Below are 26,667 nucleotides of genomic sequence, written 5' to 3'. Positions count from 1 at the left end.
GCCTTAGCTACTTTCCCAAATCGGATGCAGCCTGATCAACCTCACATTAGACACATAGAAAAAGGCTTTTGCATTCTACTGTGCCTACTGTGGTTCCTTTGCGTAGCTGTATGCTTTGCGCCTTATCCACCTTCGCCCAATGGCTTTGAAGGACAAGTGCGGCTTTCTTTGTAGACAAAAGCTCAGCGAAGGTATGGAGAGGAATCTACATCACTGAGTAGCCAATCACGAAGGGATGACACTATTGTAAAAAAGATCAACACGTAAAAGAAAACCCCGAAGGGGTGACATTATTCCAATCAACCGATCAGCTCATCTGCCAGCTTTTCGAAATCAATCCCGTCAAAATTTCCCGAACTCATCAACAACAAATTCCGATCGGTCCAATCCATTTGCGACAGCTCCACGCGCATTTTCTGCGAATCCGTGAAAATGGTGACGTTGTCACTGTTGAAAGCATTCTTGACTTCTTCGGGCGAAATTGGGGGTAGCTTTTTGTGCTCCAATGTGTGAGGCGAGTAGTAAATAAAAGCCCAGTCGGCCAGCGCCATCGATCCCTTGTACTGCTGCAAAAATTCCTTGTTGAGGCTGCTAAAGGTGTGCAACTCCATGCAGGCGATCAATTCACGTTCGGGAAATTGTTTTTTCACCGCCTCTGTGGTAGCTTTCAGCTTTGAAGGTGAGTGAGCAAAGTCCTTGTACACGACAGATTTTGGAGATCTCCTTACCAGCTCCAGCCTTTTTGAAGCTCCCTTGAAACTCGAGATCGCAGAGTAAAACTTTTCATCGGGAACACGCAGCGCACGACAAACCTCGAGCGCTCCACTTAGATTTTGAAGATTGTGTTCACCAAAAATTTGCAGCGGATATTCGCCAAACTCAGTCTTCAGGTAAGTGACGCCTTCGCGGATTTCATGGGTATGTGCACGGTAAGCTTTTTTGTTGAGATGCTTTGGAGCTGCATCTGCAACGCGGTGCACTTCACTGTCCGACTCGCAGTAGATCAGCGTTCCGTTTTCTTCAATCACCTCTGTGAAAACCCGAAATTGATCCACGTAATTTTCAAAAGTGGGGAACACGTTGATGTGGTCCCAGGCGATTCCCGAAATCAAACCGATGTGCGGCTTGTAGAGGTGGAACTTCGGCCTGCGATCGATGGGAGAGGAGAGGTACTCGTCACCCTCGAGGATAGCTATTGGAGCGCGCTCGGTCAGTTTTACCATGCAGTCGAAACCCTCGAGTTGGGCGCCCACCATGTAATCGTGATCGATCTCATTTTTGTTGAGCACGTGCAAAATCATGGAGGTGATGGACGTTTTGCCGTGGCTACCGCCAATCACTACTCGCGTCTTGTCCTTCGTTTGCTCGTAAATGTATTCCGGGTAGGAGTAGAGCTTGAGTCCGAGTTCTTTTGCTCTTGCCAATTCTGGATTGTTTTCCCTGGCGTGCATTCCGATAATCACAGCATCGTAGCTTTCATCGAGCAGCTCTGGCTGCCAGCCGATGTTCTCAGGCAGCAGTCCGCGCTTTTGTAGCCTTCCTTTTGAGGGCTCAAAAATTTCGTCATCGGATCCTGTGATTTCGTAGCCCTTGTCGTGAAGAGCAATGGCGAGGTTGTGCATGGCGCTGCCGCCTATGGCGATGAAGTGTACTTTCATAACTGTAAAAATCGTGCTTTAGATGAGCAAAAGGGATTTACCACTAACCAAAGGTCTAAAACGATTCGCCATTGATTTCATTCGGTTCGTGTATTTATGAATAGTGGCGTGTAAAAAACTCGGTAGATTAGACTCACTAAACCAAAAAAACACAAACCATGAATCTTACTAAATCACAAAAAATCTGGTTGGGCATTGGAACTTTCCTGCCGGCCATTTTCGGAATTATTGTAGCCATTATGGCCATCACTTTTGCCATGTCTGTGGCTGCTACAGAAAGCATGGGCGGTAACCCAGAAGCTTTTGTAGAAAGTATTATCGGGACGACTTCTGTTGTTGGAATAGGTTTTCTGATTATCACCAGCCTTGTGCTCTCGGCCGCCAGTCTTGTAGTGCTTATCGTCTACATTCTTCACGCAGTAAAGCAGCAGAAATTCTCAAGCACTGAGCGCGTAGTGTGGATATTGCTTTTTGTACTTATCGGTTTTATCGCGGAAGTGATCTACTTTTTTATGTACATCGTAAAGTCGAATTCCGGAAACGAAAAATCGAACGACAGTCAGGGTCAGGCAAAGGTAGCTGCTGCGGGTTAACTGTCAGTCGGAATTTGACTGGAATCTTTTGGCATTGTGAAATAAACCTGAGTGCCTTTTCCGAGCTCTGACTCAACCCAAATTTTGCCTCCGTGGCTGATCACAATTTTTCGGCAGATGCTCATTCCCAGACCGTGGCCTTCGATGTGGGCGGTATTGTTGAGTCGCTCAAAAGCTCCAAAAACCGAGTCTTTGCGAGAACGCTCCATGCCGACTCCATTATCTTCCACGCAGAGTTCAACTTTTCCATCTGCTGTATCTCTTCCAGAAATCTTGATGACTGGTGGAGTGTCCTCTTTTGAAAATTTGAGCGCATTGCCCACCAGGTTTTGGAGAAGCAATGAGAAGTGAAGCGGGTCGCAAACAAAATCTGGAATTTCACCAACTTCGATTTTCCCTTGTTTTTCCTGAAGCTTCTTGTCAAAGATCAACTTCAGAGATTCCAAAAGCTTGCCGAATTCTAAGGGTTTCACCTTCAATTTTTGATGTCCAAGTCGAGAGTATTCAAGCAAATTGGTCACCAGGTTGCGCATTTGATCCGAGGAGTTGATAGCCATCGACAAATAAGTCTGACTTTTTTCATCGAGCTCGTTTCTGCTCTTCATTTTAATGAGCTGAAGGTAACTACTGACCAGTCTCATCGGCTCCTGGAGGTCGTGAGAAACTGTGTATGCGAACTGTTCCAATTCTCTATTCGAGAGATTCAACTCATTCATCGATTTCACCAGCTCTTGCTGAGCCTCCTTGGAGTCGGTGATATCGCGCATCACCGCCAGCACCTGATTTTTGCTGCTGTGTAGGAGGATGTAACGAATTTCGTAATCTACAGGTCTCCCTACGTTGTTCGTTAGCTCTACATTAAGGGTTATCGTTTTACCCGATTTGAGCACTTTGTCAATTGGCGCTATCAAAAAATCCTGCTTCTTGGTTTTGAGCAATTGGTCTATGGATTTTCCTATGCTGTCGTTCGTGAGTCCCAGGTCTTCTTCTGCATTGTGTGGGTGGTAGTCGATTAGCTTGCCGTCAGCCGTCAAAATCATGAAAGAATAAGGGAGCGTCTCCACTATGGTTCTGTTCAGTTCTTCCGAAGAAATCAGCTTTTCGTAAAGCTTTTTTTCTTCAGTGATATTGCTCATAGTTCCTGAGTATCCTAGCAGATTTCCCTCATTATCGTAGCTTGGTACGCCAGTTCCTCTCAGATAGAGCTTTTTACCATCACTGGTTGTGAGGCTCGTGAACAGGTTGTCAAAAGGTCTCGGACGTTTCACGTAGCTGTCCCAAAACTCGAGTAGTTCTTTTTGCTCCTTTTCATTTCGTTTACCCAAAACGTGTTGCCCAATTCTGTCGCGATTGGCGTATCCGGTTAATCTTTCAGCGTTTTCGCTCAGGTATGTGATAGACCCTTCGTTGTCTATCGAGTAAAACCACATCTTCTTTTCATCTCTCGATGAGGGCAGGCTTTCGAGATAATTAAGCAGGAATTTATGTTGGTGAATTTCATCGATGGGGGAAAAAGTGCAGAGGAGCCATTCGCCTTGAGTGCTCTTCATTTTCTCAAAACGAAGGTACCCGGGACTTTCCTGAAGAGAAATTTGTTTTGAAATAAATCTGGTTTGAAATTCACCCCTCAGAGCTTTCTTAAAGAAAGTTTCGAATGCTGCTTTTTGGTCGTCTGTGAGATCCAGGTCGAAGAAGTTAGCCGGTAGCTGTGTTAACCCCATTCGGGCAGAAAGCAATGAAAACGAATCGTTCCAACTTACGAGGTTATAATCGCTGTCTAAGGTCCATGCAGTTTCCCCTTTTACTAGTTTAGCTTTAGGAGATTGTTTTTGGCTCAATCTCATTTCAAAAATGTTCATGTTTGTAGTGTCAGTATGTGCCGCAATAGGAACCGGCAAAAATAAAGTTAATTAAAATACTGATAATGAATAGATCAACCTTTTATTTTCTGTTTAAGAAAATTCAACAACTTTAATGCCTATGCATTTCACTGGATTTTGGACCGGGATCAGGGAATATTTCAACGCAATCAGTTTTATTTTCAGACACAGACTGTTACATTTTTTCATTTATCCCCTTGTGCTGGCCATTATTATGATTACGGCTTTCACTTTCAGTTTGGTAGAGCTGGTTGACTTAGTGAGTACACCTGTTTTCCGATTTTTCGAAATCGAAAATCCCGTTGTAGGTGCATTTTACGAATGGGAAACTATCAAATACTGGCTGGCAAATTTTGCAAAATACGCAACGGTCGTAGTCATTTACATTCTCCTTATCTACCTCTATTTCAAACTGCAGAAATACATTGTCCTCATTCTAATGGCTCCGCTGATGGCGCTTTTGAGCGAACGGGTCGATGCAATTCTAACGGGTAGAGAATTTCCATTTTCCTGGCCTCAGTTTTTCAAAGATGTTTGGCGAGGGATAGTGATATCAATTCGAAATTTCGCCATAGAAATGGGACTCATTTTGGCTGCCTGGATCGTAAATCTTGCTGTTAGTTTGTTTTTCTCTCCACTCTCGGTTGTGGTTGCTCCTGCCACAGTTGTGTTTCTCTTTTTACTCAGTTCGTTTTATTACGGTGCAGCTTCTATCGACTTCAATGCAGAGCGATATCGGCTTTCGGTCAGAGAGAGCGTTGCCTACCTCCATCGCAATCGCGGACTGGCAATCTCCAATGGATTGTTTTTCCAACTCTGGATGTACATTCCATTTGCGGGAATGATCATCGCTCCGGTGACCTGCACGGTGGGAGCCACCCTGGCAGTGCGCAAAGTCGAGCCGATGGAGATAGAGAAATAGAATATTTCCAATACCTTGTAACAAAACCAACGAAGAGTCGTCTTCCTTCCGGCCATGACCAAATCGGAATTTACGGAACATATTATCCCGCTGAAAAACAAGCTTTTCGGCTTTGCTTATCGGTACATGAAGTGTAGCGAAGAAGCAGCCGACATCGTGCAGGATGTGATGCTGAAAGTATGGGAAAGTGAAAAACCGATGAGTGCTTTCTCGAATGTGGAAGCATGGTGTGTAACGATGGTAAAAAACGCTTCGATCGACAAGCTGAAGCGGAAGGGCAGAAACCACTTTGATGTGGCCGGGCAGTACGATTTATCTGACAATGATCCCGGTCCTCAGGCAAAGTTTGAACAGCAGGAAATGCTTAAAAACGTTGAAAAGTGTATTGAATCTCTACCCGATAAACAGCGTGAAATGATTGAGCTCAGAGATTTTGAAGGAATGAGCTATAGTGAAATCGCAGAGGCCTGCAATGCTGATATCAACCTGGTGAAGGTGAATATTCATCGAGCGAGGACGACTATCCGACAGGCCATAAAAAAATTGAATGAACATGGATTACGACAAGCATAAAATAGCGCCACTCATCGACAAATTTTGGGAAGGAGAAACTTCTCTGGAGGAAGAGAAAACGCTCGAAGAGTACTTTCTTTACTCTACGAACATCCCTAAAGAGTTTGCCGATGCAGAGCAGTACTTTCTGGTAAAAAAGGAAAGGTCGCAAATGGCCGAACTGCCAGTCGATTTTGAAGAACAGCTATTCAATAAAATCGATGAAAGTGATGGCCGCTCTGGAGGCCGCGTTGTGAATATCAGATTTGCCTGGAGAGCGGCAGCGGCAGTTTTGATTGTGGCACTTTCAGCAACACTTTGGTATTGGGCACAGGAGAAAACCCCTGTAGACCAAATGGCTGGAGTTGAAGCCACGGCCGATACTTACGAGAATCCTCGAGAAGCTTTTGAGGCTACCAAAGAAGCGCTGTTTATGATGTCTTCTAAGTTCAATGAAGGCAGCAGTGAAATCATGAAAATTAAAAAACTGGATCAGGCTCAGAATAAGATAAAACCGACAGAAAAATGAAAAATACAATAATCACAATTTTCTTTTGTGCCTTTGCTGCACTGGCTCTGGGACAAGACGATGCCATCTCGAAGTTTTTTCCGGATATCGATTCGGATGAAAACGTGACCCGGGTGTCTATTTCCAGCAAAATGTTCGAAATGTTTATGCACGTGGAGCCAGAAACCGAGGAAGAGCGCCAGCTGCTTGAAACCATTTCTGACTTGCGCGGCATGAGAATCATCACCAAGGAAAATATGGACGATGGACTTGCCTATTACAGAAAGGCATTGAGAAAGCCCTCTTCCGATTACGAAGAGCTTTTGTCTGTGAGCGAACCCGATGAAAACTTCACTTTTTTCATCAAAGAAGTTGATGGCAATATCCACGAAGTCTTTATGATTTTCGGAGATAAGGAGTCGGTAGTTTTGATGAGCATCCGCGGGCTGATAAATCTGCAGGAGCTATCGAAGTTGTCGCGACAAATGAACATTGAAGGAATGAAATACCTCGACCACATTGACGATGAAGGCAAGAAACAGTAAGAAAATTCTCTTCGTATTGGCCGCGCTTTTCCTGTCCCTCTCGGTGAAAGCACAAAGCGAGGCAATCCAAAATTTCAAGGACAAAAATTACAATTGCGTTTCAACGTACTTCCTGTATGAAAGTATGATTCGCACGGCCACCACGGTTTTGTTGGACAGCTCCATGAGCCAAATGGTAGAAGGTGCCAGACTGGTGGTCTACTGCTCGGCCAACAAATTGCACGAAGATTACCGACCGGAGCTCACAGAACCTGTGGAGAAAGAGGTACTGAAAACTGACTTTGAAGAAATGATGAGTCTGAAAGATGGTGATACCAGAGCCAAAGTTTACAAGGAGGAGATTGGAGGCGACCAGAGTCGGATACTCTTGTTGATGGATTCAGCCGAACAGTGGACAGCAATCGAGCTCACAGGTGAAATTGACCTTGGAAAACTCATGACCTTGATTCCCAAGCTGATGAACGATTTTTCCAAATTCTCAAACCCCTTTTAGCCAATGTCGGAAGTGATTTTATCTACAAAAGACCTCAGCAAAAATTTCGGAAAAGTGAGGGCGGTTAACAATCTCAACCTCGAAGTGATGCGCGGTCAGGTCTTCGGGCTTCTTGGACCCAACGGAAGTGGAAAAACCACAACCCTGGGCATGCTGCTCGGAGTTGTGAATCCGAGCAGTGGAAGCTTTTCATGGTTTGGCGAAAAAGGTGATGATAAGGAAGTGCGAAAAAGATTAGGAGCAATTCTCGAAAAGCCGGTTTTTTATCCGCATCTCTCGGCAGTTCAAAACCTCAAGATCGTTTGTAAAATTAAAGAGATTGACCCTGCCGTAATCCCATCGAGGCTTGAAGAAGTAGGACTGCTGGAACGAAAAGACGACAAGTTTAAATCCTACTCTTTGGGAATGAAGCAAAGGTTGGCTATCGCATCGGCCTTGCTTTGTGATCCCGAGCTTCTCATTTTGGATGAGCCTACCAACGGCCTCGATCCGCAGGGGATTGCCGGCATTCGTCAACTGATCATGGACATTGCCTCTAGTGGCAAAACCATTTTGCTTGCGAGCCACCTTCTCTCTGAGGTTCAAAAAATCTGCACCGACTTTTGCGTCCTTCGAAAAGGAGATCTGATCTACACTGGAAATGTCGCTACTGACCTTAGCTCCGGTTCGCCTATTGAAATTGGGGCTGAAGATCTGGCTGGTCTGGAGCAAGCTCTTCAGAAAATGCCCGAAGTAGAGTCGATCCGTAGCAACGGTCCACATCTGCAAGTCATGACAAAAGGTGAGGTCGAACCATTGCAGATCAACCGACAGTTGGTAGACAACGGAATTGTGGTAAGTCACCTGCAAAAAGTAAATCGAAGTCTCGAAGATCAATTCTTAAAAATACTGGAGGACAATCATGAGTAGGCTACTATCAATTGAATTTCAGAAACTGCGACATACGCGCTATTTCAAAGTCCTCACCATTTTGTGGGTTCTGGCTTTCCTGTCGATTCCGGTAGTGACCAACGGATTTCTAAACTGGCTGGATACCCAGGAAGGTGTAATCTCGGAGCAAATTCCCATCCTGCCCAGTCAGCTTCCAATCTTCGATTTTGTGGACATCTGGCAAAACCTCGCCTACGTTTACAAATGCATTACGATCCTGCTGAGTTTTATAATAATCATCAGCGTTACCAACGATCTGGACTACAGCGTGACTCGTCAGAATGTAATCGATGGACTGAGCAAGGGAGAGTACCTAAGATCAAAGATCTACTTCATACTTGCCGTCAGCGTTGTCGCGACACTGGCACTTTTCGCTCTCGGACTGGTTGCGGGTTATTCCCTTTCTCCAGTTACAGGTTTCGAGTATGTCGTCAGGAACATTGAATTCGTGGGTGCCTATTTCCTGCAAGTTTTCAGTTTCCTGATGTTCTGCTTCGTTGTGGCACTTTTAATCAAAAGAGCGGGTTTTGCCATCGCACTGATCATTTTTTGGGTCTACATCATTGAGCCTATTGGTGCCGCCATGGTCACCTACAATTTTGAAATGCCACTTTTGGGAGACATGTTTCCTGTAGAATCCTCCTGGAACTTCATCAGGATGCCGATTGAAAAGTATTTTTTCAGAGAGATCCAGGATTACGTCAGCTTTCAGGATCTGTCAATTGGACTGGGCTACATCGGTATTTATTTGCTCTGCTCCTGGTTGCTTTTGACTAAGAGAGACTTGCAATAAATTAACTTTTGTTGCGAGCAACGAGAAACCAGTGAAGTGCGTCATAGAATTAAACCAAAAAACAAATTCGTCATGCGTACTTTTCTCACCTTATTTGTTTCTCTTTTTATCATTTCTCTGAATTTTGCTCAGTCCGACTGCATCGATCCGGATATAATTGATCAGGACGTACTTTGTCCAGGGATTTATGATCCCGTTTGTGGTTGTGATGGTGTCACTTATTCCAATGAGTGTGTGGCGCTGAATTATCATGGAGTTACAAGCTGGACAGATGGCGAGTGCAGTGAAGGCGAAGTAGATGAATGCACTGACCTGGCAGGACTCGATTTTGGCTTGTGCCAATTGTTTTTAGGTTATGCTATTGTAGATGGCACTTGCCAGGGAGTTAGCGGTTGTAGTACCACAGCGAGCAATGGCACCGACTATGCAAATGCGTTTCACTCTCAGGAAGACTGTGAATCACTTTGCGGAGGAGGCGGAGTTGAAGAATGCACAGATCTGGCCGGAGTGGACTTTGGACCTTGCGATGCAGTGCTCGGTTACGGCCTTGTCAATGGCGAATGCCAAACCATCAGTGGCTGCAGCACAGTGGGCGATGATGAAATCGATTACTCAAACGCCATTCACGAAAGTCCAGCCGCTTGTGAAGCAACTTGCGGAGACGGAGTAGAGGAGTGCACCGATCTGGCCGGAGTTGACTTTGGACCTTGCGATGCAGTGCTCGGTTACGGCCTTATTAATGGCGAATGCCAAACCATCAGTGGCTGCAGCACAGTGGGCGATGATGAAATCGATTACTCAAACGCCATTCACGAAAGTCCATCAGCTTGTGAAGCAACTTGCGGAGACGGAGTAGATGAGTGCACTGATCTTGCCGGAGTTGACTTTGGTGACTGTGAACTTCTGCTAGGCTACGGCCCTGTTAACGGAGAGTGTCAGGCGATTAGCGGATGTAGCACAGTTGGCGATGATCAGGTGGATTACGATGATGCCATCCACCCTTCACCGGCTGCCTGCGAGGTGCTCTGTGGAGACGCCTCCGGTTGTATCGACTTAAGTGAAATAGATTTTGGCGAGTGCGCCATGCCTTTGGGAATTATCTGGAACGGCTCTTACTGCGAGGCGATTTCCGGTTGTGATTACGTTGGTGACGATGGCGTAGATTACAGCGAATATTTTTATCAGGACATTGAAGACTGTGCCGGTTGTGCTGAGAATTGCGAAAACCCCGATCAGGTGGATGAAGAATACGGATGTTATGAAGTCTACGATCCTGTTTGCGGTTGCGACAGCGTGACTTACTCAAACGATTGTTACGCCTATTACTACGGTGGCGTGACTAGCTGGGAAGATGGCGAGTGCGGAACTGTGGGAGTCGTTGAGGGAGAAAAATCCGTGATTACAGTTTATCCAACTGTTTTCGATCGTGTGCTTAAAATCAAAGGTGAGCTCAACCAAACAGCGGAGATCAAAATTTATTCAGGCGTTGGTCAGGTAGTGTTTGAAAAAAGACTTGAACCAGGCACTTCACAAATCGAGATGCCTTTATTGTCGAATGGAATTTATTACTACTCGATAAGTATTGAAGGCAAAAACGTTGCAAATGGGAAGCTTATACGTACTCAACAATAATTAAAAAGAACTTTTGATGGACATAAAAGCGACATGAGAGTGTCGCTTTTTTTTGCTGAATGACTTTAGAAGTCAAGAACTACAACAATCAGATTTTCGCTCTGAGCAATCCCAAATCCTCAAAAAAACCGGGCCACGACTTACTCACAGCTTCTGCATCTTCGATAGTTACTCCCTCACCGGCTAAGCCCAAAACTGCTGCGGCCATGGCTATGCGGTGATCGTTGTAGGAGTTGATCGTGCAAGCTTTTGGCTTGCCAGGAAAAATGATCATCTCATCGTTTTCGATTTCTGAACGAATCCCAGCTTGGGAGAGCATTTCTATTAGCACTTTTCCCCGATCACTCTCTTTGTGTTTTAATCGGTGAACGCCTTTTATTTTGCTTGGTGCATTTCCAAGAACAGCCAGCACAGCAAGAGGAGGGAAGAGGTCGGGGCAATTGGTGGCGTCAAACTCAAAAGAAGTTAGCGTCTTTGCAGAAACCATCCAGCTGTCGTTCTCCTCTTTGACCTGCGCACCCATGCTTTGGAGCACATCTACGATCTGACTATCGCCCTGATTGGGGTTTTTCTTCAGTGAAGCGATCTTCAATTCACTTTGAGTCACAACCGCAGCAACAAACAAAAATGCAGCTCCGCTCCAGTCGCCATCGATTTCTATCTCTGAGGCACTGTAGTTTTGCTTTCCTTTAATTTTGAATATCTCGTAGTTCTGATTTTCAACCTCGACTCCAAAGTGCTTCATCACATCCAGCGTCATGTCGATGTAAGGTCGGCTTTTCAGGTTTTTCACTTTCACCGTAGAATCGCCCTCGAGAGTTGGCAAAATCATGAGCAAACCAGACAGAAATTGAGAAGAGCTGCTGGCATCTACTTCGATTTCTCCAGCCTTGGCCGGCCCTTTCACGCTGAGTGGCAAATGTCCGTTAGTCGTTTTGAACTCGACTTCAAGTTGAGGTAAAATCATTTCGAAGTCGCTGAAAGGACGGTTCCTCAAACTACCTTTTCCATCGACTTGAATCTCGTGATTTTGAAGGGCTGCCAGACAAGTGAAAAGTCTGCTGCCCAGTCCTGATTCTCCACAGTTTAGATTGCCTCCGGCTTTGACTTCATTGGGAAAAATAGTACACGAATTTTCGCCCTTTTCAACTCTGGCGCCAAGTTGCTCAGCCATTTCCAAAGCTGCCAGACCATCGTCACAGTAGCTCGGGTTTTTAATTTTTGTTGGACTTGTGCACAAAATTGCAGCGGCCACTGCTCTCTGCATCACACTCTTGCTCGGGGGAGCTTTTATTTCTCCTTTCAGCTTCGATGGTGAAACAGTAACGTCCATACCGCTTTATTTTCTGCCCAGATAGATTGAAGCGATTCCACCGGTAAGCGCCTTTTTTCGCGTGTCCTTGTAGCCCGCTTTTCGCATGATTGTGAGAAAATCAACCCCTTCGGGAAACGCCTCCACGCTTTCAGGCAAATAGGTGTATGCGCGATTATCTTTCGAAATGAGCTTTCCGATAAAAGGCATAATCTTTCTGGAATAGAGCCAGTAAAGCTGTTTGATTGGAAAGTACTTCGGTTTTGAAAATTCGAGAATTATCGCAAGTCCGCCTGGTTTCAGTACTCTTCTCATTTCAGTGAGTCCTTTTTCCAAATTTTCAAAGTTTCGAACTCCAAAAGCCACAGTGTAAGCATCGAAGGTGTCGTCTTCGAAAGGCAGGTCCTCCGAATCACCGAGTCTCATTTCAATCTTATCCGAAAGACCTTTTTTCTCAATTTTTTGACGGCCGATTTCGAGCATCCCCGCAGAAATGTCCACACCGACAACTTTCTTTACATCGAGCCCCATCCTCACGGCTTCGAGCGCAAAATCACCAGTTCCAGTAGCCACGTCCATCACGTATTCAGGATTTTCTTTTTTGAGAATCCGAATCGCTTTTTTTCTCCACAAGATGTCAATCCCAAAAGAGAAGAAGTGATTCAGAAAATCATAGCTGTGGGCGATGTTATCGAACATCTCAGCAACCTGCTTCTTCTTGCTCCCTTTTTCCTTTTCGTAGGGTGTAACTTTTGTTCCCATACTTTTTTATTACCCGATCATCGTGTGACCTTCGGGGTATTTGTAATTTTTACTAATCAGTTTACCTACAAAAGCGTAAGCAACGGTGAGCGTGCCGACACGACCAACAACCATCGAAACCATAATCACCGACTTGCCGAAAGGCGTGAGCATCGGTGTGATTCCTGTGGAGAGCCCTGTAGTGGAAAGTGCCGAAACCTGTTCGAAAACAAGGTCCATAAAATCTCTGTCTGGCATCTCCAAAATGTGCTGCTCACTGATGGTCAACAAGAAAATGCAAATAAGGTTTCCGACAAGGAAGATGTTGAGCACGGCATAAGCTCTCGACTTCAGCACAGCGGGAATAGTCTTCTTAAAAAGCTCGGTATAATTCAGGCCTTTAATGGTTGAAAGGAGGTCGGCATAAATGACTCCAAGTGTTGATGTTTTGATTCCTCCACCTGTGGACGAAGAGCTCGACCCAATGAACATCATCACGATAGTCACAAACAACATCGGCATACCGATCTGGTGGTAGTCAACGGTATTAAATCCACACGACCGCGGAGTTACAGCCTGAAACATGGTTGCTGTAAATTTTCCGAAAAAGCTTTTGTCCGCCAGGGTATTGTCGTATTCAAGGATAAAGTAGGGGACAGCTGTAAGGATCGTCAGGGCGATGGTAAAGTAGAGCGCAATTTTGGTGGAAAATGAAATGGTTTTCCAGGAGTTGCGCATTCTGTCTCTCAGCCTCTTTATATCAAACATGTCGAAAAGGGCAACCATCCCGATGCTTCCGGCAAAAATGAGAATGATGATGATCCAGTGAATGATGTAATTTTCTCTAATTCCGGTTTCGTAGAAGCCGTTGGAGAAAAGTGAAATCCCGGCATTGTTGAACGAAGAGACAGAGTGAAAAATCGAATTAAAGATCCGATCTCCGCGATTGGCGAAAGTCACCTCTCCCCAAAAAATGTAGAATCCAAGAGCTCCCAGAATTTCTATCGTAAAAGCCCACAAGAACACTTTCCTCAACATACCCTGGGCGCTCAACGCAGTGTCGCGATTCACGAAATCTTCAATTACATCGTGGTGCTTCACACCCAGGCCTAACTTGGAAGCAAGCGCGATGAATGAACCGAATGCAATAATGTTAAAACCTCCCACCTGGATGAGGAATAGCAACACCATCTGCCCTTTGAAGGTAAATTCCGTGGAAGCATCAACTGTCATCAATCCAGTTACACACCCCGCACTGGTAGAGGTGAAAAGCGCATCGAGAAAACTCAAATTGCTGCCCTTGGTGGTCATTTCTGGCAAGAGCAAAAGCCCAGTACCAGAGACAATGATGGCCATGAAGGAAAAAATGAAAACCGTGGCCGGATGCAATTTGAAACGCGGGAAAATGGAAGATGCTCGCAGCGCCTCAATGACCACTACACAAACAAAATAAAATTGAATCAGCACGGTGCTGACACTCGCTGCATCAGAAATTCCGATTTGCTTAAAAAGCTCCTGGAAAAGAAGTGTGTCGAAAAAGTTGAATGCAATACCTTCTACCAACAGAATGGCCATGGCAATGCCCTCGAACCACGTTTTTCGGAAAAATTCTTGTGGATGAAAATCGTAGACAAACCGCAGGATGTAGTGAAAAACGTAGAACCCAAAACTGCCTTGAATGATGTTGAGTAAAACGGCTTCCTCTTCGTCCTTGTGTTCATATCCGTAGAGGTAGACAAGCGTGATAACTGCACCGATGGTCACTACCACGTTGAGGGCCTTGCCCGTTCTCAGTGCGAGTTTTTTGTTCCCGTAAAGAAACAGATTGGCTTTTTCACGAAAAGATTGAAGTGACATACTACAGTTTCAGTGCTTCGCGCAAAAGTAAAGTTTTGTCGATGGGAACCACTCCCACCTTCTCACAAACTAATCCACCTGCAAGGTTTGACAACTCCGCAATATCTTCGGGGTCCATCCCGGCTGCCAGCGCAAGAGAAGCCACGCTGATCACCGTGTCCCCAGCTCCTGACACATCGAGAATTTCGCGCAGGTGAGCCGGAATTTGCTTTTCCTGTCCTTGAGATTTCACGTAAACTCCATGTTCGGAAAGCGTTACCAGCGAGATCTGGTTTTCGAGAATTCCTTCGAGTTCGGCAATGGCATCGCTGAGAGCTGAGAAATTTCCTGCTGGCAGCGGCCTGTTGAGTCCTTCGCGCAGCTCTTTCAAATTCGGCTTGAAAAGCGTCACATTTTTGTATTCGAAAAAGTTATCCTTTTTGGGATCTACCGTAGTCGGAATATCATTTTCCTGAGCAATGGCGATTGTTTTTTCGATAACTCCTTTGGTTAGCACGCCCTTGTTGTAATCCTCAAAGACGATTACAGCAGGTTTTTGTTCTTCTACAATTTTTTGAATGCGGGTTACAAAAGCTTCTTCGTCTTTCTGCGAAAGGGGAGTGGTGACTTCCTCGTCCACTCGGAGCATGTGGTGACCACCGCTGATCACCCTGGTTTTCACTGTTGTCACCCGGTCTTCCGATTCGATGATGCCATCTTTCGAAAAGTCGCGTTTAGCGAGCAGATCATAAAACTCGCGATTTTTCTCATCGCTGCCGATCACCGAGCAAATCACGGGTTTGGCGCCCATAGTCATCAGGTTGAGCGCCACGTTGGCGGCTCCTCCCAGTCGACTTTCTTTATTTTCAATGCTCACCACAGGCACTGGAGCCTCTGGCGAAATGCGATTTACGCGACCCCAGTAGTAAGAGTCGATCATCACATCGCCCACCACCAAAACGGTGAGGTCGTTAAAACTTTCGAAAATGCTGCTGAGGTTTTTTTCTTTCACTGCCAGCTGGTTTTATTTCAATTTGGCAAGCGTGCGCTTGATGCGAAGTAATGCTTCTTTGAGTTGTTCTTCGGATGCGGCATAGGAAATCCTCACGCAGTTGGGGTCTCCAAAAGCATCACCGGTAACGAGAGCCACGTACTCGCTTTCGAGAATGTAGTTGGTGACGTCCGTTGCATTTTTGATCATTTTTTCGCCATCGCTTTTTCCAAAGTAGTGCGACACGTCCGGGAATACGTAAAATGCACCTTCGGGCACGTTGTTTTTAATCCCGGGAATTTCCTCGAGCAAATCCAAAACGAGTTTTCTACGGTCTTCAAAGGCTTTCTTCATTTCGCCTGTCACTGACGGATCCGCTTCCACGGCAGCTTTTGCAGCCATTTGCGAAATCCCCGAAGGAGCTGAAGTAAATTGACCCTGCATTTTTGAGCAGGCTTTTGCAATCCACTGTGGGGCACCGAGGTAGCCGATTCTCCAGCCGGTCATGGCAAATGCTTTAGAAACACCGTTCACGGTAATCACCTGATCGTAGATATCTTCGAACTGAGCAAGGCTGGCGTGCTGGGAAGTGAAGTTGATATGCTCGTAAATTTCATCGCTAATCACGTAAAAGTCTGGTTTCGTAACAATCACATCCGCCAGAGATCTGAGCTCGTCCTTGCTGTAAACCGAACCGGAAGGATTGCACGGAGAGCTGTAAATCATCAGCTTTGTTTTCTCGGTTAGTGCGTTTTTCAACTCTTCGGCAGTAATCTTAAAATCATTGTCCACAGAAGTGCGAATAATCACAGGTTTTCCTCCTGCAAGCTTTATCAACTCTTCGTAGGTCACCCAATATGGAGCAGGTAAAATCACTTCATCGCCAGGGTTCACCAGGCTGAGAATGGTGTTGGCGAGGGATTGCTTGGCTCCGGTAGAGACTACGATCTGGTCGGCAGAGTAATTGAGGTTGTTATCCCTTTTAAACTTTTTAGAAATCGCTTCTCTCAGCGGGCCGTAGCCGTTTACCGGTGGGTAATGCGTGTAGTTTTCATCGATGGCTTTTTTAGCGGCATCTTTAATGAAATCTGGCGTGTCGAAGTCAGGCTCTCCCAGGCTGAGGCTGATCACATCGTGACCCTGCTCTGCCAGCTCGCGGCTGATGCGCGCCATCGCCAATGTGGCTGATTCCGACAATCTGCCTAAAAGCTCTGAAACCTGACCTTCGCGTTTTGCTGTTGAATTGCTCATGAATGCTTTTTCTCTTTTGAGGAAACAATTGAAGAGTGCGAATTTAAGGTGTTCTGGTCATTCGGTTAAATTTAGGCAGGGAAATCTGATTGAGGTTTTATTTCAAGAGAGATTAAATGTTTGGATTGTTAGAATAGACGGTAAACTGTGCCAGTTGTTTTTTGATTAATTTTTAGCTTGCTCTGTAACCCACTTATTTTTAAAATATGAAACTATCAAATTTACTGCTGACGACTATTCTCATCGCTCAATTTACCACAGCTCAATCTCAGGACTACATTCCGCTTCCTTCTGAAAATGCCATTTGGCAAAATCAGGTTCAATTTATCGATGGAGGGTATTTTTATAGCTACTGCACCGCTGGCGATACGCTGATAAACTCACAGCCTTACACGAAAATTGACTCATGCGCAACGGGCTACAAAGGAGCAATAAGGAGCGAGAACGGAAAGGCATTTTTTGTTCCAGCAGATTTTTCAGAGGAATACCTTCTCTACGACTTCACACTGGAAGAAGCGGAAACAGTGGACAGCGTTTATACAGGCCATCTGGCTATCGATGATGCTATCCTAATGAGTTTTCAGGCCGGTATTGTCGATTCTATTTTGATTGGCGGGGAATACAGAAAGCGAATTCAAATTGAATCGAACTATTGGATCGAAGGAATTGGTTGTACCTCTGGCCTTTTTCAAGACCCCTCAGAGCAGCTTGATATTGTATTGTATCTGAGTTGCTTTAGTGTCGATAGTTCAATTCTCTACCCGGAAGAGTCTGAAGGAGAAAGCTGTCCGACAGATTTCATTCAAAATTTAAAGGAGATCGAATCGAGAAATGTAAAAGCCTATCCCAATCCTACCCAAGGGCAGTTTCTTATGAATCTAAAAAATGATTTTGTGGGCTCAGTCTCAGTCTTCGACAGTTTTGGTCAAAGGTTGAATGTACCACACGAACGCCAATCAGGTGGACTAAGACTGGACCTCTCTCAATTTCCAGCTGGTATTTATGTTGTCAAGATTACTAACCAATCGAGCACATTATTTTCGAGAGTGGTGAAGAATTAGTGACCTTTAGCGAAGCAAAAATTTCTTGAAAATATTAGCTGCTTTTCGCTTTCTTTGCGCAAAACATAAGAATCGTTGAAGACAGCTTTTATACTTAACACCAAGAAAAGCGGGTTGTCAGAGTGGAGGGAGAAACTGGAGTCGGAATTTGCGGGAGATTTTGAGTTGTGGCCAACCGAGGCTGCAGGAGACGAAAAGTCCCTTGCACTAAAAGCGGCAAAAGAAAAGTTTACTCACCTTGTGGCAATCGGAGGAGACGGCACTATCAATGAGTGCATCAACGCTTTGGTGCACCACAAAAAGGAGAACCCGGATTTTCCAATGCCCGTTTTCGGGATCATTCCAAACGGAACTGGTAATGATTTTATAAAATCAGCCGATTGGTCTTTCAGTCTCGAGTCGCTCTACGATAGAATTATCAGGGGCAGCGAGAAGAAAATTGACTTGGGAGTCCTCAACTATAGCAATGGACAAACGGAATATTTTGTGAACATTGCCGATGCGGGAATCGGTCCGCAGGTAATCGAAAAAGTGGCGCAGAGCAAGAGCCGCTTTGGCAGCAGCCTCACTTTTGCATCCGCCATCATCAAAACCTTTTTCACATTTAAAAAACGCATTCTGCATTGCTCTGGAGATTCATTTCATTTCTCTGGCCCGGCAGTGGCAATTGTTGCGGCCAATGGCAGATTTTTCGGAGGTGGGCTGTGCATCGCGCCAGAAGCAAAACTGGATGACGGTCAGCTGGATGTGGTGATCATAGGTAATGTAACAGTAATGGACTTCCTGCAGCACCTTCCCCAACTCAGAAAGGGCGCTGTGATCGATCACCCCAAGATTCGCTACTACCGCTCCAGTAAATTGGAAATATCCGGTGAGGGCGACCTCGAAAAAGACGGTCAAATGGGACTTTCCTTACCTGTCGAAATCAGCATCGAGAGTCGGGCGCTGAGGATTATCGCCTGACGGTTTTTTAGCCAGAAGCAACAATCCAGCGAAGGTCAGAATTCCGTTGATTACCAGGTGTTCGAATGTGAATTTATAGTTGAACCAATCTTGGGAATTGTCTTTGAGAATGTAGCTCAAAACTGGGGCGAGGATAGCAACTACAGGAACCCACCGATCTCTCACTTTTAGCTTTGTAAAAAGGCCGAAAGCATAAAGTCCGAGCAACGGACCGTAGGTGTATCCGGCTGCAACGAATAGCTCTTCAATGACGCTCGCATCAATCAAATAGCGGAAAATGATAATCACTACGAAGAGCACCACCGAAAAACCAATGTGAACGAGTTTCCGGAGCCTTTTGCTTTCTTCAGCTTTTTTCTTCTGAACACCCAAAATATCAACACAAAAAGAAGTTGTAAGTGCTGTCAGTGCTGAATCTGCGCTACTGTAGGCTGCGGCAATCAAACCGATAATGAAAAAGATGGCCACACCAATTCCCAGTTCTCCCGTCAGTGCCACATTCGCAAAAAGCTCATCTGCTTTATTGAAAGCGATGTTGTTGATTTCGGCATAGTCGTAGAGCAACACTCCGAGTGAAAGGAAAATGAGGTTCACAAATACGAGCACGATGCTCAGCCAAAACATGTTTTTCTGGGCGTCTTTCAGGTTTCTGCAACTCAGGTTTTTCTGCATCATGTCCTGGTCGAGTCCGGTCATCACAATCGTAATAAAAATCCCGCTCAGAAACTGTTTCCAAAAATGATCACCACTTTTCCAGTTGTCAAAAAAGAAGATTCGCGACATGTCGGAGTTGCTCACGTACTCCACGATTCCGGTTTCCGGGAAAACCTGACGCTTGATGATGATCACTGTTAAGATTACTGCAGCGAGCATAAAGGTGGTTTGCAGCGTATCGGTCCAGATAATGGTTTTAATTCCGTTTCTGGCCGTGTAGATCCAAATCAAAAGGATCGTCACCATCACTGTTACCCAGAAGGGAATGCCTATCTGATCGAACACTGCGAGCTGCAAAACGATTGCTACGAGATAAAGCCTGAATGAAGCACCAATGATTCTCGACAGCAGGAAAAAGAACGATCCGGTTTTATACGATGACGGCCCAAACCTGCCTTCCAGATAAGTGTAGATCGAGGTGAGCTGCATCTTATAGTAGAGTGGGAGCAGCACTTTTATGATAATGATGTAGCCTACCACATATCCAAGAACAACCTGCATGTAGCCAAACTGGCTGTCTGCCACCCAGCCGGGCACAGAGATGAAAGTAACTCCACTCAGCGAAGCACCCACCATCCCAAAGGCAACCACGTACCACGGGCTCTGGCGATTGCCCAGAAAGAATGCATCGTTGTCGTCACTTTTTCCGGAAAGAAAAGAAACTCCTACCAGCAATAGAAAATAGGCCAGGACGATACATAAAATGAGTAGTGGAGACATTGAGAACGGTTTGACCGCAAATAAAATGCATTTCGATACAAACTCAGTTCAGCGGGTAATATTATTGTTCACAGTCTTTTGGTAATTCATTGGGTTGAGAAACTGCGCTGAGCGATAAGACTTGATTATCTTTGCTTCCATGAATCTTTCGTCAAAATTGATTGAAGAAGCCGTAGATCAAATGGCTTCGTTGCCAGGAGTTGGAAGAAAAACAGCGCTACGGTTGGTTCTCAACTTGCTAAAGCGCGATGAGAGCGAGGTGGAGAGTTTTGCCGGGGCTTTTCTGAGACTTCGCGAAAATATCAACTACTGCAAGCAATGTCACAACCTGAGTGATGAAGAAATTTGCTCAATCTGCAGCAATCCTCACCGAGAAGATAAACTCGTTTGCGTGGTCGAAGACATTCGCGATGTGATGGCGATTGAAAGTACCCAGCAATTTAGAGGTAAGTATCACGTACTGGGTGGAATCATTTCTCCGATGGACGGCATTGGTCCTGGAGACATCCATGCCGACAGTCTCATCGAAAGGGTGAAAGACGAAGGAGTGGATGAAGTCATATTTGCGCTCAGCACTACTATGGAAGGTGAAACAACAGCTTTTTATCTGTTTAAAAAACTCGATCCAATGGGCGTAAAACTCTCGAGTATCGCTCGTGGAGTTTCCATGGGCGATCAGCTCGAGTTTGCTGATGAAGTCACCCTGGGTAGGTCAATCGTAAATCGAACACCCTACGAAAACTCTCTTTCTAAGCAATAGTGAAAAATGCATTGGCCCAATTGACGTTGAGGTTAAATGATCAATTTTAAAAATTGAATCTTAGGTTTGCAGTCAACAATCCGGTCAATGAAGCTTTCTGTAATAATTGTCAACTACAACGTAGAGCACTTTCTGGAGCAGTGCCTGCACTCTGTTGAAAAATCCATTAAGGATTTGGAAGTGGAAGTATTTGTGGTGGACAACAATTCGGTGGATGGCTCTATGGCTATGGTGAAACGAAAATTTCCCTGGGCTAAAAGAATCGAAAACAAAGAGAACCTCGGCTTTTCCAAAGCCAACAACCAGGCGATGAGAATGGCCGAAGGCGAGTACGTTCTACTGCTCAATCCCGACACCGTGGTTCAGGAAGACACCTTTCAGAAAGTCGTCAGTTTTATGGACGAGCACCCCGATGCAGGTGGGCTGGGAGTGAAGATGGTAGATGGGAAAGGAAATTTTTTGCCGGAAAGCAAGCGAGGTTTGCCAACTCCCGCTGTGGCGTTTTACAAAATTTTTGGTCTCTCGGCACTTTTTCCGAAATCCAAAAAATTCAGTCAATACCACCTCGGCTACCTCGATAAAGACGAAGTGCACGAAATCGATGTGCTTTCGGGCGCTTTCATGCTGATGAGAAAAGAAGCGCTCGATAAAGTGGGACTTCTCGATGAGGCGTTTTTTATGTACGGGGAAGACATTGATTTGTCTTACCGCATCACTCAGGGCGGTTACAAAAATTACTACTTCCCAGATACGCGAATTATCCACTACAAAGGCGAAAGCACTAAAAAAGGGAGTCTTAATTACGTTTTCGTTTTTTACCGGGCGATGGTGATTTTTGCCGAAAAACATTTCAGCGCCAAAAACGCAAAGTTGTTTTCGTTTTTCATCAACATGGCAATTTATCTGCGCGCAGGAGTGGCCATTGTCAATCGATTTGTCAAGAGAGTTTGGCTTCCGGTACTCGATTTCCTGCTGATCTTTGGTTTGATGGAACTCGCCAAAAATTATTACGAAGAAGCTCAGCACAAAAATTACGATGAACAGATGGTGAGCGTGGCATTTGTAGTTTACGCGGTCATTTGGCAGCTGTCAGTGTTTTTTAGTGGAGGCTACGACAGACCCTTCAGTTGGAAGAAAATTATTAGAGGAATTGCCATTGGTTCTGCTGTGATCCTCATCGGCTACTCGCTCTTGCCCGAGGATTACCGATTCTCCCGGGCACTGATTCTGATCGGGACTGGCCTGGCACTACTGGAGTTTTTAATTGTTCGCAGTTTGCTACATTTTATTGGTCCAAAGCGCTACGCATTTAGCAGAGCTCGAAAAAAGCGTTTTGTAATCGTTGGTTCAAAAAGTGAAATTGAACGAGTGCAAAACCTTCTCTCACAAACTCAATCTCAGGTAGGGTTTACAGCTTTTCTCAGTCCGGAGGACATTAGCGATGAGGAGTTTTACAACGGAACACTCAGTCAACTCAACGAGGTTTTGAGAATCTACAACATTGATGAGGTTATATTTTGCGCCAAAGATGTGAGCTCCCGTGAGATTATTGGGGCGATGAGCAGTCTCGATAGCCGCAAGACCGACTTCAAAATCGCTCCTCCCGAAAGTCTTTTCATCATAGGCAGCAATTCCATCGAGTCGAGTGCAGACCTTTTTATCCTCGATGTCAACTCTGTTTCGAAGACCGTCAACCAGCGAAACAAACGCTTGCTGGATTTCACGCTGGCCTTACTTTTCATCATCACCAGTCCGTTGCTCGTTTGGTGGGTGAGAAAGAAAGCTGGCTTCTTCGCGAATTGCTTTTCAGTTTTGCTCGGTAAAAAGACCTGGGTAGGGTTTTTCAGCGATGAGGCCTCTGGCCAAAAGCTACCTAAAATCAAAAATGGAGTGCTTCCTCCGGTGTCCAGAATTCACCCTAGCGAGCTGAATTCCGAAACCAGGCAAAAGCTCAACCTTGTTTACGCAAGGGATTACAGAGTAGGTAACGACATCAATGTGATCTTCAAAAACATCGCTTCTCTGGGAAGCTGATTTCAACTTTTTGCAACCTCGTTTGTCTTCTTTTCAGGTCGTCAACACTGTTGCCCGTCCCAATTTTTCGTTTAATTTTGTGCACCCAAAAAAACATTCCAGAAGAGTATGGCCCAGATAGAATTGCTATTGCCCAAAATGGGAGAAAGTGTTGCCGAAGCCACCATCGTAAAGTGGCTCAAAGAAGAAGGTGATACCATTGAAGCTGATGAACCGATTGTAGAAATTGCCACCGACAAAGTTGACTCGGAAGTGCCCGCCCCAGAAGACGGAGTGCTCGTGAAGCGCATGGCAAATGAAGATGATGTGGTTCAGGTAGGCGAAGTGATAGCAATGATAGAGGTAGAGGGAGAAGGCGACAGCTCTGGCTCTGGTTCGAATGCAGCTGCTGCAGGAGCAACTCCGGCAGTTGAAGAAGAAGAACCAGCCGAAGAAGTGCTCGAAACTGTTTCTGCACCGCTTTCCGAAGGTGTTGAAAAAACTGGCCCGTCAGGAAGATTTTACTCACCACTCGTGAGAAACATCGCCAAAGAAGAAGGCATCTCAATGGACGAGCTTGAAAAAGTTGACGGCAGCGGTAAAGACGGTCGTGTAACCAAAGACGACATGCTTTCTTACGTTGAAAATCGCAAAGCTGGTGGCGCACCGGCACCAACCAAAAAAGAAGAAAAAGCCGCTCCGGCTCCATCTTCAAACGGACAGGCTGCTAGTGCAGCTGCTCCAAAGCCATCAGTTAAAGGTCAGTCAGGAACATCCAAAGTTTCAGTTGGACCAGACGATGAAATCGTTGAGATGGACCGCATGCGCAAAATGATTGCCGACCACATGGTGGACAGCAAGCACACTTCTCCGCACGTAACCTCTTTCGTGGAAGCCGATGTGACCAACATCGTCAACTGGAGAAACAAAATCAAAGGTGAATTCCAGAAGCGCGAAGGTGAAAAAATGACGTTCACGCCTATTTTCATTGAGGCACTCGCCAAAGCAATTAAAGAACTCCCGGGAGTGAACGTTTCTGTTGACGGTAAAAACATTATCAAGCGCAAGCACATCAATATCGGAATGGCAGCAGCTTTGCCAACTGGTAACTTGATCGTTCCTGTAATTCACGATGCTGATCAGTACAACCTGCTTGGCCTCACAAAGAAGGTGAACGACCTTGCCGGAAGAGCTCGCGAAAACAAGCTTGTTTCGGATGAAATTCAGGGAGGTACTTACACCCTTACTAATGTTGGTACGTTCGGAAACGTGATGGGAACACCAATCATCAATCAGCCTCAGGCAGCGATTATGGCCGTTGGAGCTATACGCAAAAAGCCAGCTGTAATTGAGACAGAAGAAGGTGATTTCATCGGAATCCGACACATGATGTTCCTTTCTCATTCTTACGATCACCGCGTGGTTGACGGAATGTTGGGTGGAACTTTTGTGAAAAAAGTAGCCGATATTCTCGAGAGCTTCGATCCGAACAGAGAAATTTAGTGCTTGAGTTCGAGATAGTTTCGAAATCTATTTCCGAAGTTACCTTTTGAAATTCAGTGGTAAAGGTTTAATTTTATCGCGTTAGGAAATCTTAATCATCCATGACGCACCTTAGACCATTATTACTACTGTTTTTTGCGCTTTATTTTGCCTCACCTCAGCACGCAAATGCTGCTCCCAACAACTTTGGAGACCAGTTTACTGAGGCCAATCAACTAATGGAGGAAGGGCTCTGGAGAGAGTCTATCCAAATATGGCTTGACCTGGTGAAGGCAAATCCCGAAAACGCCAATCTCAACTTTAAGTTGGGCTACTGCTACTTGCAGACGGCTACCGATAAGGACAAGGCGCTCAAATACCTTGAGAAGGCCGCGGAAATTGAGATGTCGAAGAACTACGACCCTTACGAACCGAAGGAGGAGACAGCACCAGTGGAGACGCTTTACTATCTCGGGCATTCGCTGCACCTCAATTATCAACTAGATAGGGCAATCGACATTTTTGAAGAGTTCAAGAAACGAGTAAAGAGAAAGCACCACCTCTTTGCTGAGGCCGAGCACCAGATAGCGATGTGCAAGGTGGCTAAGAAATTAGTTGCCAATCCACGTGAGTTTGGAATCAACACTCTGGGACCGATTGTTAACTCTCGCTTTGAAGAACACAGCCCAGTCATTTCAATCGATGAGAATGCACTTTTCTTCACTTCTACACGTGTGAGAGATGACAGTTCTAATGTATTCCAGGGACCTCGATCCACACCGCTGGTCTACGAAGATATTTACGTTTCTTACAGAAACAGGGCAGGAGAGTGGCAAAAGCCCGAATTGTTGAACATTAATAAACAAAACGCGCACTCAGCAACGGTGAGCGTGAGTCCGGATGGTCAAAAACTCATTATTTATTTTGACGATTCGGGAAATGGAGACTTATTCATTTCGGAGCTCGTGGGAGAAACCTGGAGCGAACCAGAACCGCTCAACCCCATGATCAACTCCGATGCCTGGGAATCGCACGCTTCTATGACTGCAGATGAAGAAACAATCTTCTTTGTGTCTAATCGTGAAGGCGGACAGGGTGGAAGAGACATTTACAGAGTTACAACTCTTCCAACGGGTGATTGGAGCAAACCGCTCAACCTGGGCCAGTCGATCAACACGCCTTACGAAGAAGACGCGGTGTACATCGCTCCCGATGGCAAAACACTTTACTTCTCTTCGAATGGGCACAAAAGCATGGGAGGCTTTGATATTTTTTACTCTTCACTGGGAACAGACGGAGAGTGGAGCAAGCCGGAAAATATTGGCTATCCACTGAATACTGCAGATGATGACCTCTTTTTTTCACCAACAGCTGATGGAAGTCGGGCCTATTATTCGTCTCGTAAAGAAGGTGGATTCGGACTGAAAGATATTTACTCTATCGACTTGCCGAACCTTGACATCGAAGCGAATTTCACTGTTCTCAAAGGATTTATTTATGCTCCTGAGGGCGAGTCGCTTCCACCTGATGCGAGCTTGCAGGTTACCGATCTGGAGACGAACGAGGTTTTTGATTACAATCCTCGACAGCGCGATGGCGGCTACGTGGCCATACTTCCTCCATGTAAAAAATACAGACTCGAGTATTTTGCCAATGGCAACGTTGTGAGTTCAGAAGAAATGGAACTTCCTTGCAATTCGAACTACAGAGAGTTGAAGAAAGAGGTTTTTCTGCAACCGGTTTATGTGAACGGTGCAGAGCCAAACACCGGACTGGAGCTTGAGACAGACGAAGGTGCGGCAGAAGCAATGGATGAAAAAGAGGAAGACAAAGAGACTGATGAGACCGAAGAATCAGAAGCCGAAACTGCAGAAGTTGAAGTAGTGGAGTCTGAAGAGGAGGAAGAAATCGGCATCGATGAACTCTCAGAGTTTGAAGTTACTTTCAGCAGACGATTCAACTACGCTCACAATACTTTTGAAGGGAACGATGCGAACTTCAGACAATTCGTAAACTCGGTGAAAGAGATTACTGAAAACGACCGGATGGTGATCATCACAATCGAAGGTAGCGCCTCGAAAGTCCCAACTTCGGACTACGCGAGCAACTACGAGCTAGCGATGAGCCGCGCTCAGAATGCCAAGAAAATTATTTCTCAAAAGCTTAAGGAAGCTGGTGTGCCAGAGAGTGCCATCCGTTTTGAAGAGCTTAAGGCCAGTGTTCAGGGGCCCAACTACAACAACGATGTGAACGAGAATCGCAAAGTGTACGAAAGGTTTCAGTACATAAAAGTCACTGCCAAGTAAAATCAAAAAGC

23 protein-coding genes are annotated in these 26,667 nt (G+C 45.5%); 15 read left to right on the top strand and 8 right to left on the bottom strand.

Annotated elements, in window-relative coordinates:
* Positions 1-299: 299 nt before the first annotated feature.
* A complete protein-coding gene (locus ABHV44_RS11690) occupies positions 300-1,658 on the bottom strand; it encodes a UDP-N-acetylmuramate--L-alanine ligase (protein WP_459074879.1) in 1,359 nt (452 codons plus the stop codon).
* Between the two features lie 158 nt (positions 1,659-1,816).
* Between ABHV44_RS11690 and ABHV44_RS11685 the strand changes: the two genes are divergently transcribed.
* Entirely contained in the window at positions 1,817-2,251 is a 435-nt protein-coding gene (locus tag ABHV44_RS11685) for a hypothetical protein (protein ID WP_459074878.1), read from the top strand.
* On the opposite strand, the gene ABHV44_RS11680 is transcribed toward ABHV44_RS11685, so the two are convergent.
* Positions 2,248-4,095, bottom strand: coding sequence for a PAS domain-containing sensor histidine kinase (locus ABHV44_RS11680; protein ID WP_459074877.1), 1,848 nt, complete (start codon positions 4,093-4,095; stop codon positions 2,248-2,250). The genes ABHV44_RS11685 and ABHV44_RS11680 overlap by 4 nt on opposite strands.
* A 136-nt stretch (positions 4,096-4,231) precedes the next feature.
* Between ABHV44_RS11680 and ABHV44_RS11675 the strand changes: the two genes are divergently transcribed.
* The 8 genes from ABHV44_RS11675 to ABHV44_RS11640 all read left to right on the top strand — a co-directional run bounded on the left by ABHV44_RS11675 (position 4,232) and on the right by ABHV44_RS11640 (position 10,506).
* Complete coding sequence (locus ABHV44_RS11675; RefSeq protein ID WP_459074876.1) at positions 4,232-5,053, top strand: EI24 domain-containing protein; 822 nt, start codon at positions 4,232-4,234, stop codon at positions 5,051-5,053.
* A 54-nt stretch (positions 5,054-5,107) separates the two neighbouring features.
* A complete protein-coding gene (locus ABHV44_RS11670) occupies positions 5,108-5,626 on the top strand; it encodes an RNA polymerase sigma factor (protein WP_459074875.1) in 519 nt (172 codons plus the stop codon).
* Complete coding sequence (locus tag ABHV44_RS11665; RefSeq protein ID WP_459074874.1) at positions 5,607-6,134, top strand: hypothetical protein; 528 nt, start codon at positions 5,607-5,609, stop codon at positions 6,132-6,134. Before ABHV44_RS11670 ends, ABHV44_RS11665 begins: the two co-directional genes overlap by 20 nt.
* Positions 6,131-6,658: a DUF4252 domain-containing protein gene (locus ABHV44_RS11660; protein WP_459074873.1), complete on the top strand. Its 528-nt coding sequence runs from the start codon at positions 6,131-6,133 to the stop codon at positions 6,656-6,658. The genes ABHV44_RS11665 and ABHV44_RS11660 overlap by 4 nt, the downstream gene beginning before the upstream one ends.
* On the top strand, positions 6,639-7,151 hold the full coding sequence (locus tag ABHV44_RS11655; protein WP_459074872.1) for a DUF4252 domain-containing protein: 513 nt from the start codon (positions 6,639-6,641) through the stop codon (positions 7,149-7,151). Before ABHV44_RS11660 ends, ABHV44_RS11655 begins: the two co-directional genes overlap by 20 nt.
* 3 nt (positions 7,152-7,154) lie before the next feature.
* Complete coding sequence (locus ABHV44_RS11650) at positions 7,155-8,060, top strand: ABC transporter ATP-binding protein (RefSeq protein WP_459074871.1); 906 nt, start codon at positions 7,155-7,157, stop codon at positions 8,058-8,060.
* A complete protein-coding gene (locus tag ABHV44_RS11645; protein WP_459074870.1) occupies positions 8,053-8,874 on the top strand; it encodes a hypothetical protein in 822 nt (273 codons plus the stop codon). Before ABHV44_RS11650 ends, ABHV44_RS11645 begins: the two co-directional genes overlap by 8 nt.
* 72 nt (positions 8,875-8,946) lie before the next feature.
* Positions 8,947-10,506 carry a T9SS type A sorting domain-containing protein gene (locus tag ABHV44_RS11640; protein ID WP_459074869.1) on the top strand — a complete coding sequence of 520 codons (1,560 nt, stop codon included), beginning with the start codon at positions 8,947-8,949 and terminating at the stop codon, positions 10,504-10,506.
* An 88-nt stretch (positions 10,507-10,594) separates the two neighbouring features.
* On the opposite strand, the gene aroA is transcribed toward ABHV44_RS11640, so the two are convergent.
* From aroA to ABHV44_RS11615, 5 genes are read right to left on the bottom strand one after another with little or no spacing between them, the layout of a single operon-like run.
* Entirely contained in the window at positions 10,595-11,839 is a 1,245-nt protein-coding gene (gene aroA, locus ABHV44_RS11635; RefSeq protein ID WP_459074868.1) for a 3-phosphoshikimate 1-carboxyvinyltransferase, read from the bottom strand.
* 6 nt (positions 11,840-11,845) lie between these two features.
* Positions 11,846-12,580, bottom strand: coding sequence for a bifunctional demethylmenaquinone methyltransferase/2-methoxy-6-polyprenyl-1,4-benzoquinol methylase UbiE (ubiE, locus tag ABHV44_RS11630; protein WP_459074867.1), 735 nt, complete (start codon positions 12,578-12,580; stop codon positions 11,846-11,848).
* Between the two features lie 9 nt (positions 12,581-12,589).
* Entirely contained in the window at positions 12,590-14,416 is a 1,827-nt protein-coding gene (locus ABHV44_RS11625; protein ID WP_459074866.1) for a TrkH family potassium uptake protein, read from the bottom strand.
* 1 nt (position 14,417) lies between these two features.
* The gene (locus ABHV44_RS11620; RefSeq protein WP_459074865.1) at positions 14,418-15,407 is read right to left on the bottom strand and encodes a bifunctional heptose 7-phosphate kinase/heptose 1-phosphate adenyltransferase; all 990 of its coding nucleotides are present in this window, start codon (positions 15,405-15,407) and stop codon (positions 14,418-14,420) included.
* A gap of 12 nt (positions 15,408-15,419) precedes the next feature.
* Positions 15,420-16,637, bottom strand: a complete 1,218-nt coding sequence (locus ABHV44_RS11615; RefSeq protein ID WP_459074864.1) for a pyridoxal phosphate-dependent aminotransferase — start codon at positions 16,635-16,637, stop codon at positions 15,420-15,422.
* Between the two features lie 206 nt (positions 16,638-16,843).
* Here ABHV44_RS11615 and ABHV44_RS11610 point away from each other — a divergent pair, with 206 nt between their 5' ends.
* Together ABHV44_RS11610 and ABHV44_RS11605 are read left to right on the top strand one after the other, a co-directional pair.
* Positions 16,844-17,698, top strand: a complete 855-nt coding sequence (locus ABHV44_RS11610; protein WP_459074863.1) for a T9SS type A sorting domain-containing protein — start codon at positions 16,844-16,846, stop codon at positions 17,696-17,698.
* A 75-nt stretch (positions 17,699-17,773) separates the two neighbouring features.
* Entirely contained in the window at positions 17,774-18,661 is an 888-nt protein-coding gene (locus ABHV44_RS11605) for a diacylglycerol/lipid kinase family protein (RefSeq protein ID WP_459074862.1), read from the top strand.
* Here the strand turns inward: ABHV44_RS11605 and ABHV44_RS11600 are convergent.
* Entirely contained in the window at positions 18,611-20,095 is a 1,485-nt protein-coding gene (locus ABHV44_RS11600) for a sodium:solute symporter (RefSeq protein ID WP_459074861.1), read from the bottom strand. The genes ABHV44_RS11605 and ABHV44_RS11600 overlap by 51 nt on opposite strands.
* A 139-nt stretch (positions 20,096-20,234) precedes the next feature.
* Between ABHV44_RS11600 and recR the strand changes: the two genes are divergently transcribed.
* The 4 genes from recR (at position 20,235) to ABHV44_RS11580 (ending at position 26,656) form a co-directional block, all read left to right on the top strand.
* Positions 20,235-20,855, top strand: coding sequence for a recombination mediator RecR (gene recR, locus ABHV44_RS11595; protein ID WP_459074860.1), 621 nt, complete (start codon positions 20,235-20,237; stop codon positions 20,853-20,855).
* Between the two features lie 87 nt (positions 20,856-20,942).
* On the top strand, positions 20,943-22,889 hold the full coding sequence (locus ABHV44_RS11590; protein WP_459074859.1) for a glycosyltransferase: 1,947 nt from the start codon (positions 20,943-20,945) through the stop codon (positions 22,887-22,889).
* 108 nt (positions 22,890-22,997) lie between these two features.
* Complete coding sequence (locus tag ABHV44_RS11585; protein WP_459074858.1) at positions 22,998-24,371, top strand: dihydrolipoamide acetyltransferase family protein; 1,374 nt, start codon at positions 22,998-23,000, stop codon at positions 24,369-24,371.
* Positions 24,372-24,472: 101 nt separating this feature from the next.
* Complete coding sequence (locus ABHV44_RS11580; RefSeq protein WP_459074857.1) at positions 24,473-26,656, top strand: hypothetical protein; 2,184 nt, start codon at positions 24,473-24,475, stop codon at positions 26,654-26,656.
* The last annotated feature ends 11 nt before the right edge of the window (positions 26,657-26,667 follow it).

The organism is Halocola ammonii (assembly GCF_049334165.1).
GTDB lineage: Bacteria > Bacteroidota > Bacteroidia > Flavobacteriales_D > Sanyastnellaceae > JBEGHD01.
Note: the sequence above shows the minus strand (reverse complement) of the source record. Positions and strands in the feature narration are given on the sequence as shown.

Coding starts and splice junctions, on each gene's coding strand:
- ABHV44_RS11690 (WP_459074879.1), bottom strand. CDS start 1,658: ATGAAAGTACACTTCATCGCCATAGGCGGCAGCGCCATGCACAACCTC.
- ABHV44_RS11685 (WP_459074878.1), top strand. CDS start 1,817: ATGAATCTTACTAAATCACAAAAAATCTGGTTGGGCATTGGAACTTTC.
- ABHV44_RS11680 (WP_459074877.1), bottom strand. CDS start 4,095: ATGAGATTGAGCCAAAAACAATCTCCTAAAGCTAAACTAGTAAAAGGG.
- ABHV44_RS11675 (WP_459074876.1), top strand. CDS start 4,232: ATGCATTTCACTGGATTTTGGACCGGGATCAGGGAATATTTCAACGCA.
- ABHV44_RS11670 (WP_459074875.1), top strand. CDS start 5,108: ATGACCAAATCGGAATTTACGGAACATATTATCCCGCTGAAAAACAAG.
- ABHV44_RS11665 (WP_459074874.1), top strand. CDS start 5,607: ATGGATTACGACAAGCATAAAATAGCGCCACTCATCGACAAATTTTGG.
- ABHV44_RS11660 (WP_459074873.1), top strand. CDS start 6,131: ATGAAAAATACAATAATCACAATTTTCTTTTGTGCCTTTGCTGCACTG.
- ABHV44_RS11655 (WP_459074872.1), top strand. CDS start 6,639: ATGAAGGCAAGAAACAGTAAGAAAATTCTCTTCGTATTGGCCGCGCTT.
- ABHV44_RS11650 (WP_459074871.1), top strand. CDS start 7,155: ATGTCGGAAGTGATTTTATCTACAAAAGACCTCAGCAAAAATTTCGGA.
- ABHV44_RS11645 (WP_459074870.1), top strand. CDS start 8,053: ATGAGTAGGCTACTATCAATTGAATTTCAGAAACTGCGACATACGCGC.
- ABHV44_RS11640 (WP_459074869.1), top strand. CDS start 8,947: ATGCGTACTTTTCTCACCTTATTTGTTTCTCTTTTTATCATTTCTCTG.
- aroA (WP_459074868.1), bottom strand. CDS start 11,839: ATGGACGTTACTGTTTCACCATCGAAGCTGAAAGGAGAAATAAAAGCT.
- ubiE (WP_459074867.1), bottom strand. CDS start 12,580: ATGGGAACAAAAGTTACACCCTACGAAAAGGAAAAAGGGAGCAAGAAG.
- ABHV44_RS11625 (WP_459074866.1), bottom strand. CDS start 14,416: ATGTCACTTCAATCTTTTCGTGAAAAAGCCAATCTGTTTCTTTACGGG.
- ABHV44_RS11615 (WP_459074864.1), bottom strand. CDS start 16,637: ATGAGCAATTCAACAGCAAAACGCGAAGGTCAGGTTTCAGAGCTTTTA.
- ABHV44_RS11610 (WP_459074863.1), top strand. CDS start 16,844: ATGAAACTATCAAATTTACTGCTGACGACTATTCTCATCGCTCAATTT.
- ABHV44_RS11600 (WP_459074861.1), bottom strand. CDS start 20,095: ATGTCTCCACTACTCATTTTATGTATCGTCCTGGCCTATTTTCTATTG.
- recR (WP_459074860.1), top strand. CDS start 20,235: ATGAATCTTTCGTCAAAATTGATTGAAGAAGCCGTAGATCAAATGGCT.
- ABHV44_RS11590 (WP_459074859.1), top strand. CDS start 20,943: ATGAAGCTTTCTGTAATAATTGTCAACTACAACGTAGAGCACTTTCTG.
- ABHV44_RS11585 (WP_459074858.1), top strand. CDS start 22,998: ATGGCCCAGATAGAATTGCTATTGCCCAAAATGGGAGAAAGTGTTGCC.
- ABHV44_RS11580 (WP_459074857.1), top strand. CDS start 24,473: ATGACGCACCTTAGACCATTATTACTACTGTTTTTTGCGCTTTATTTT.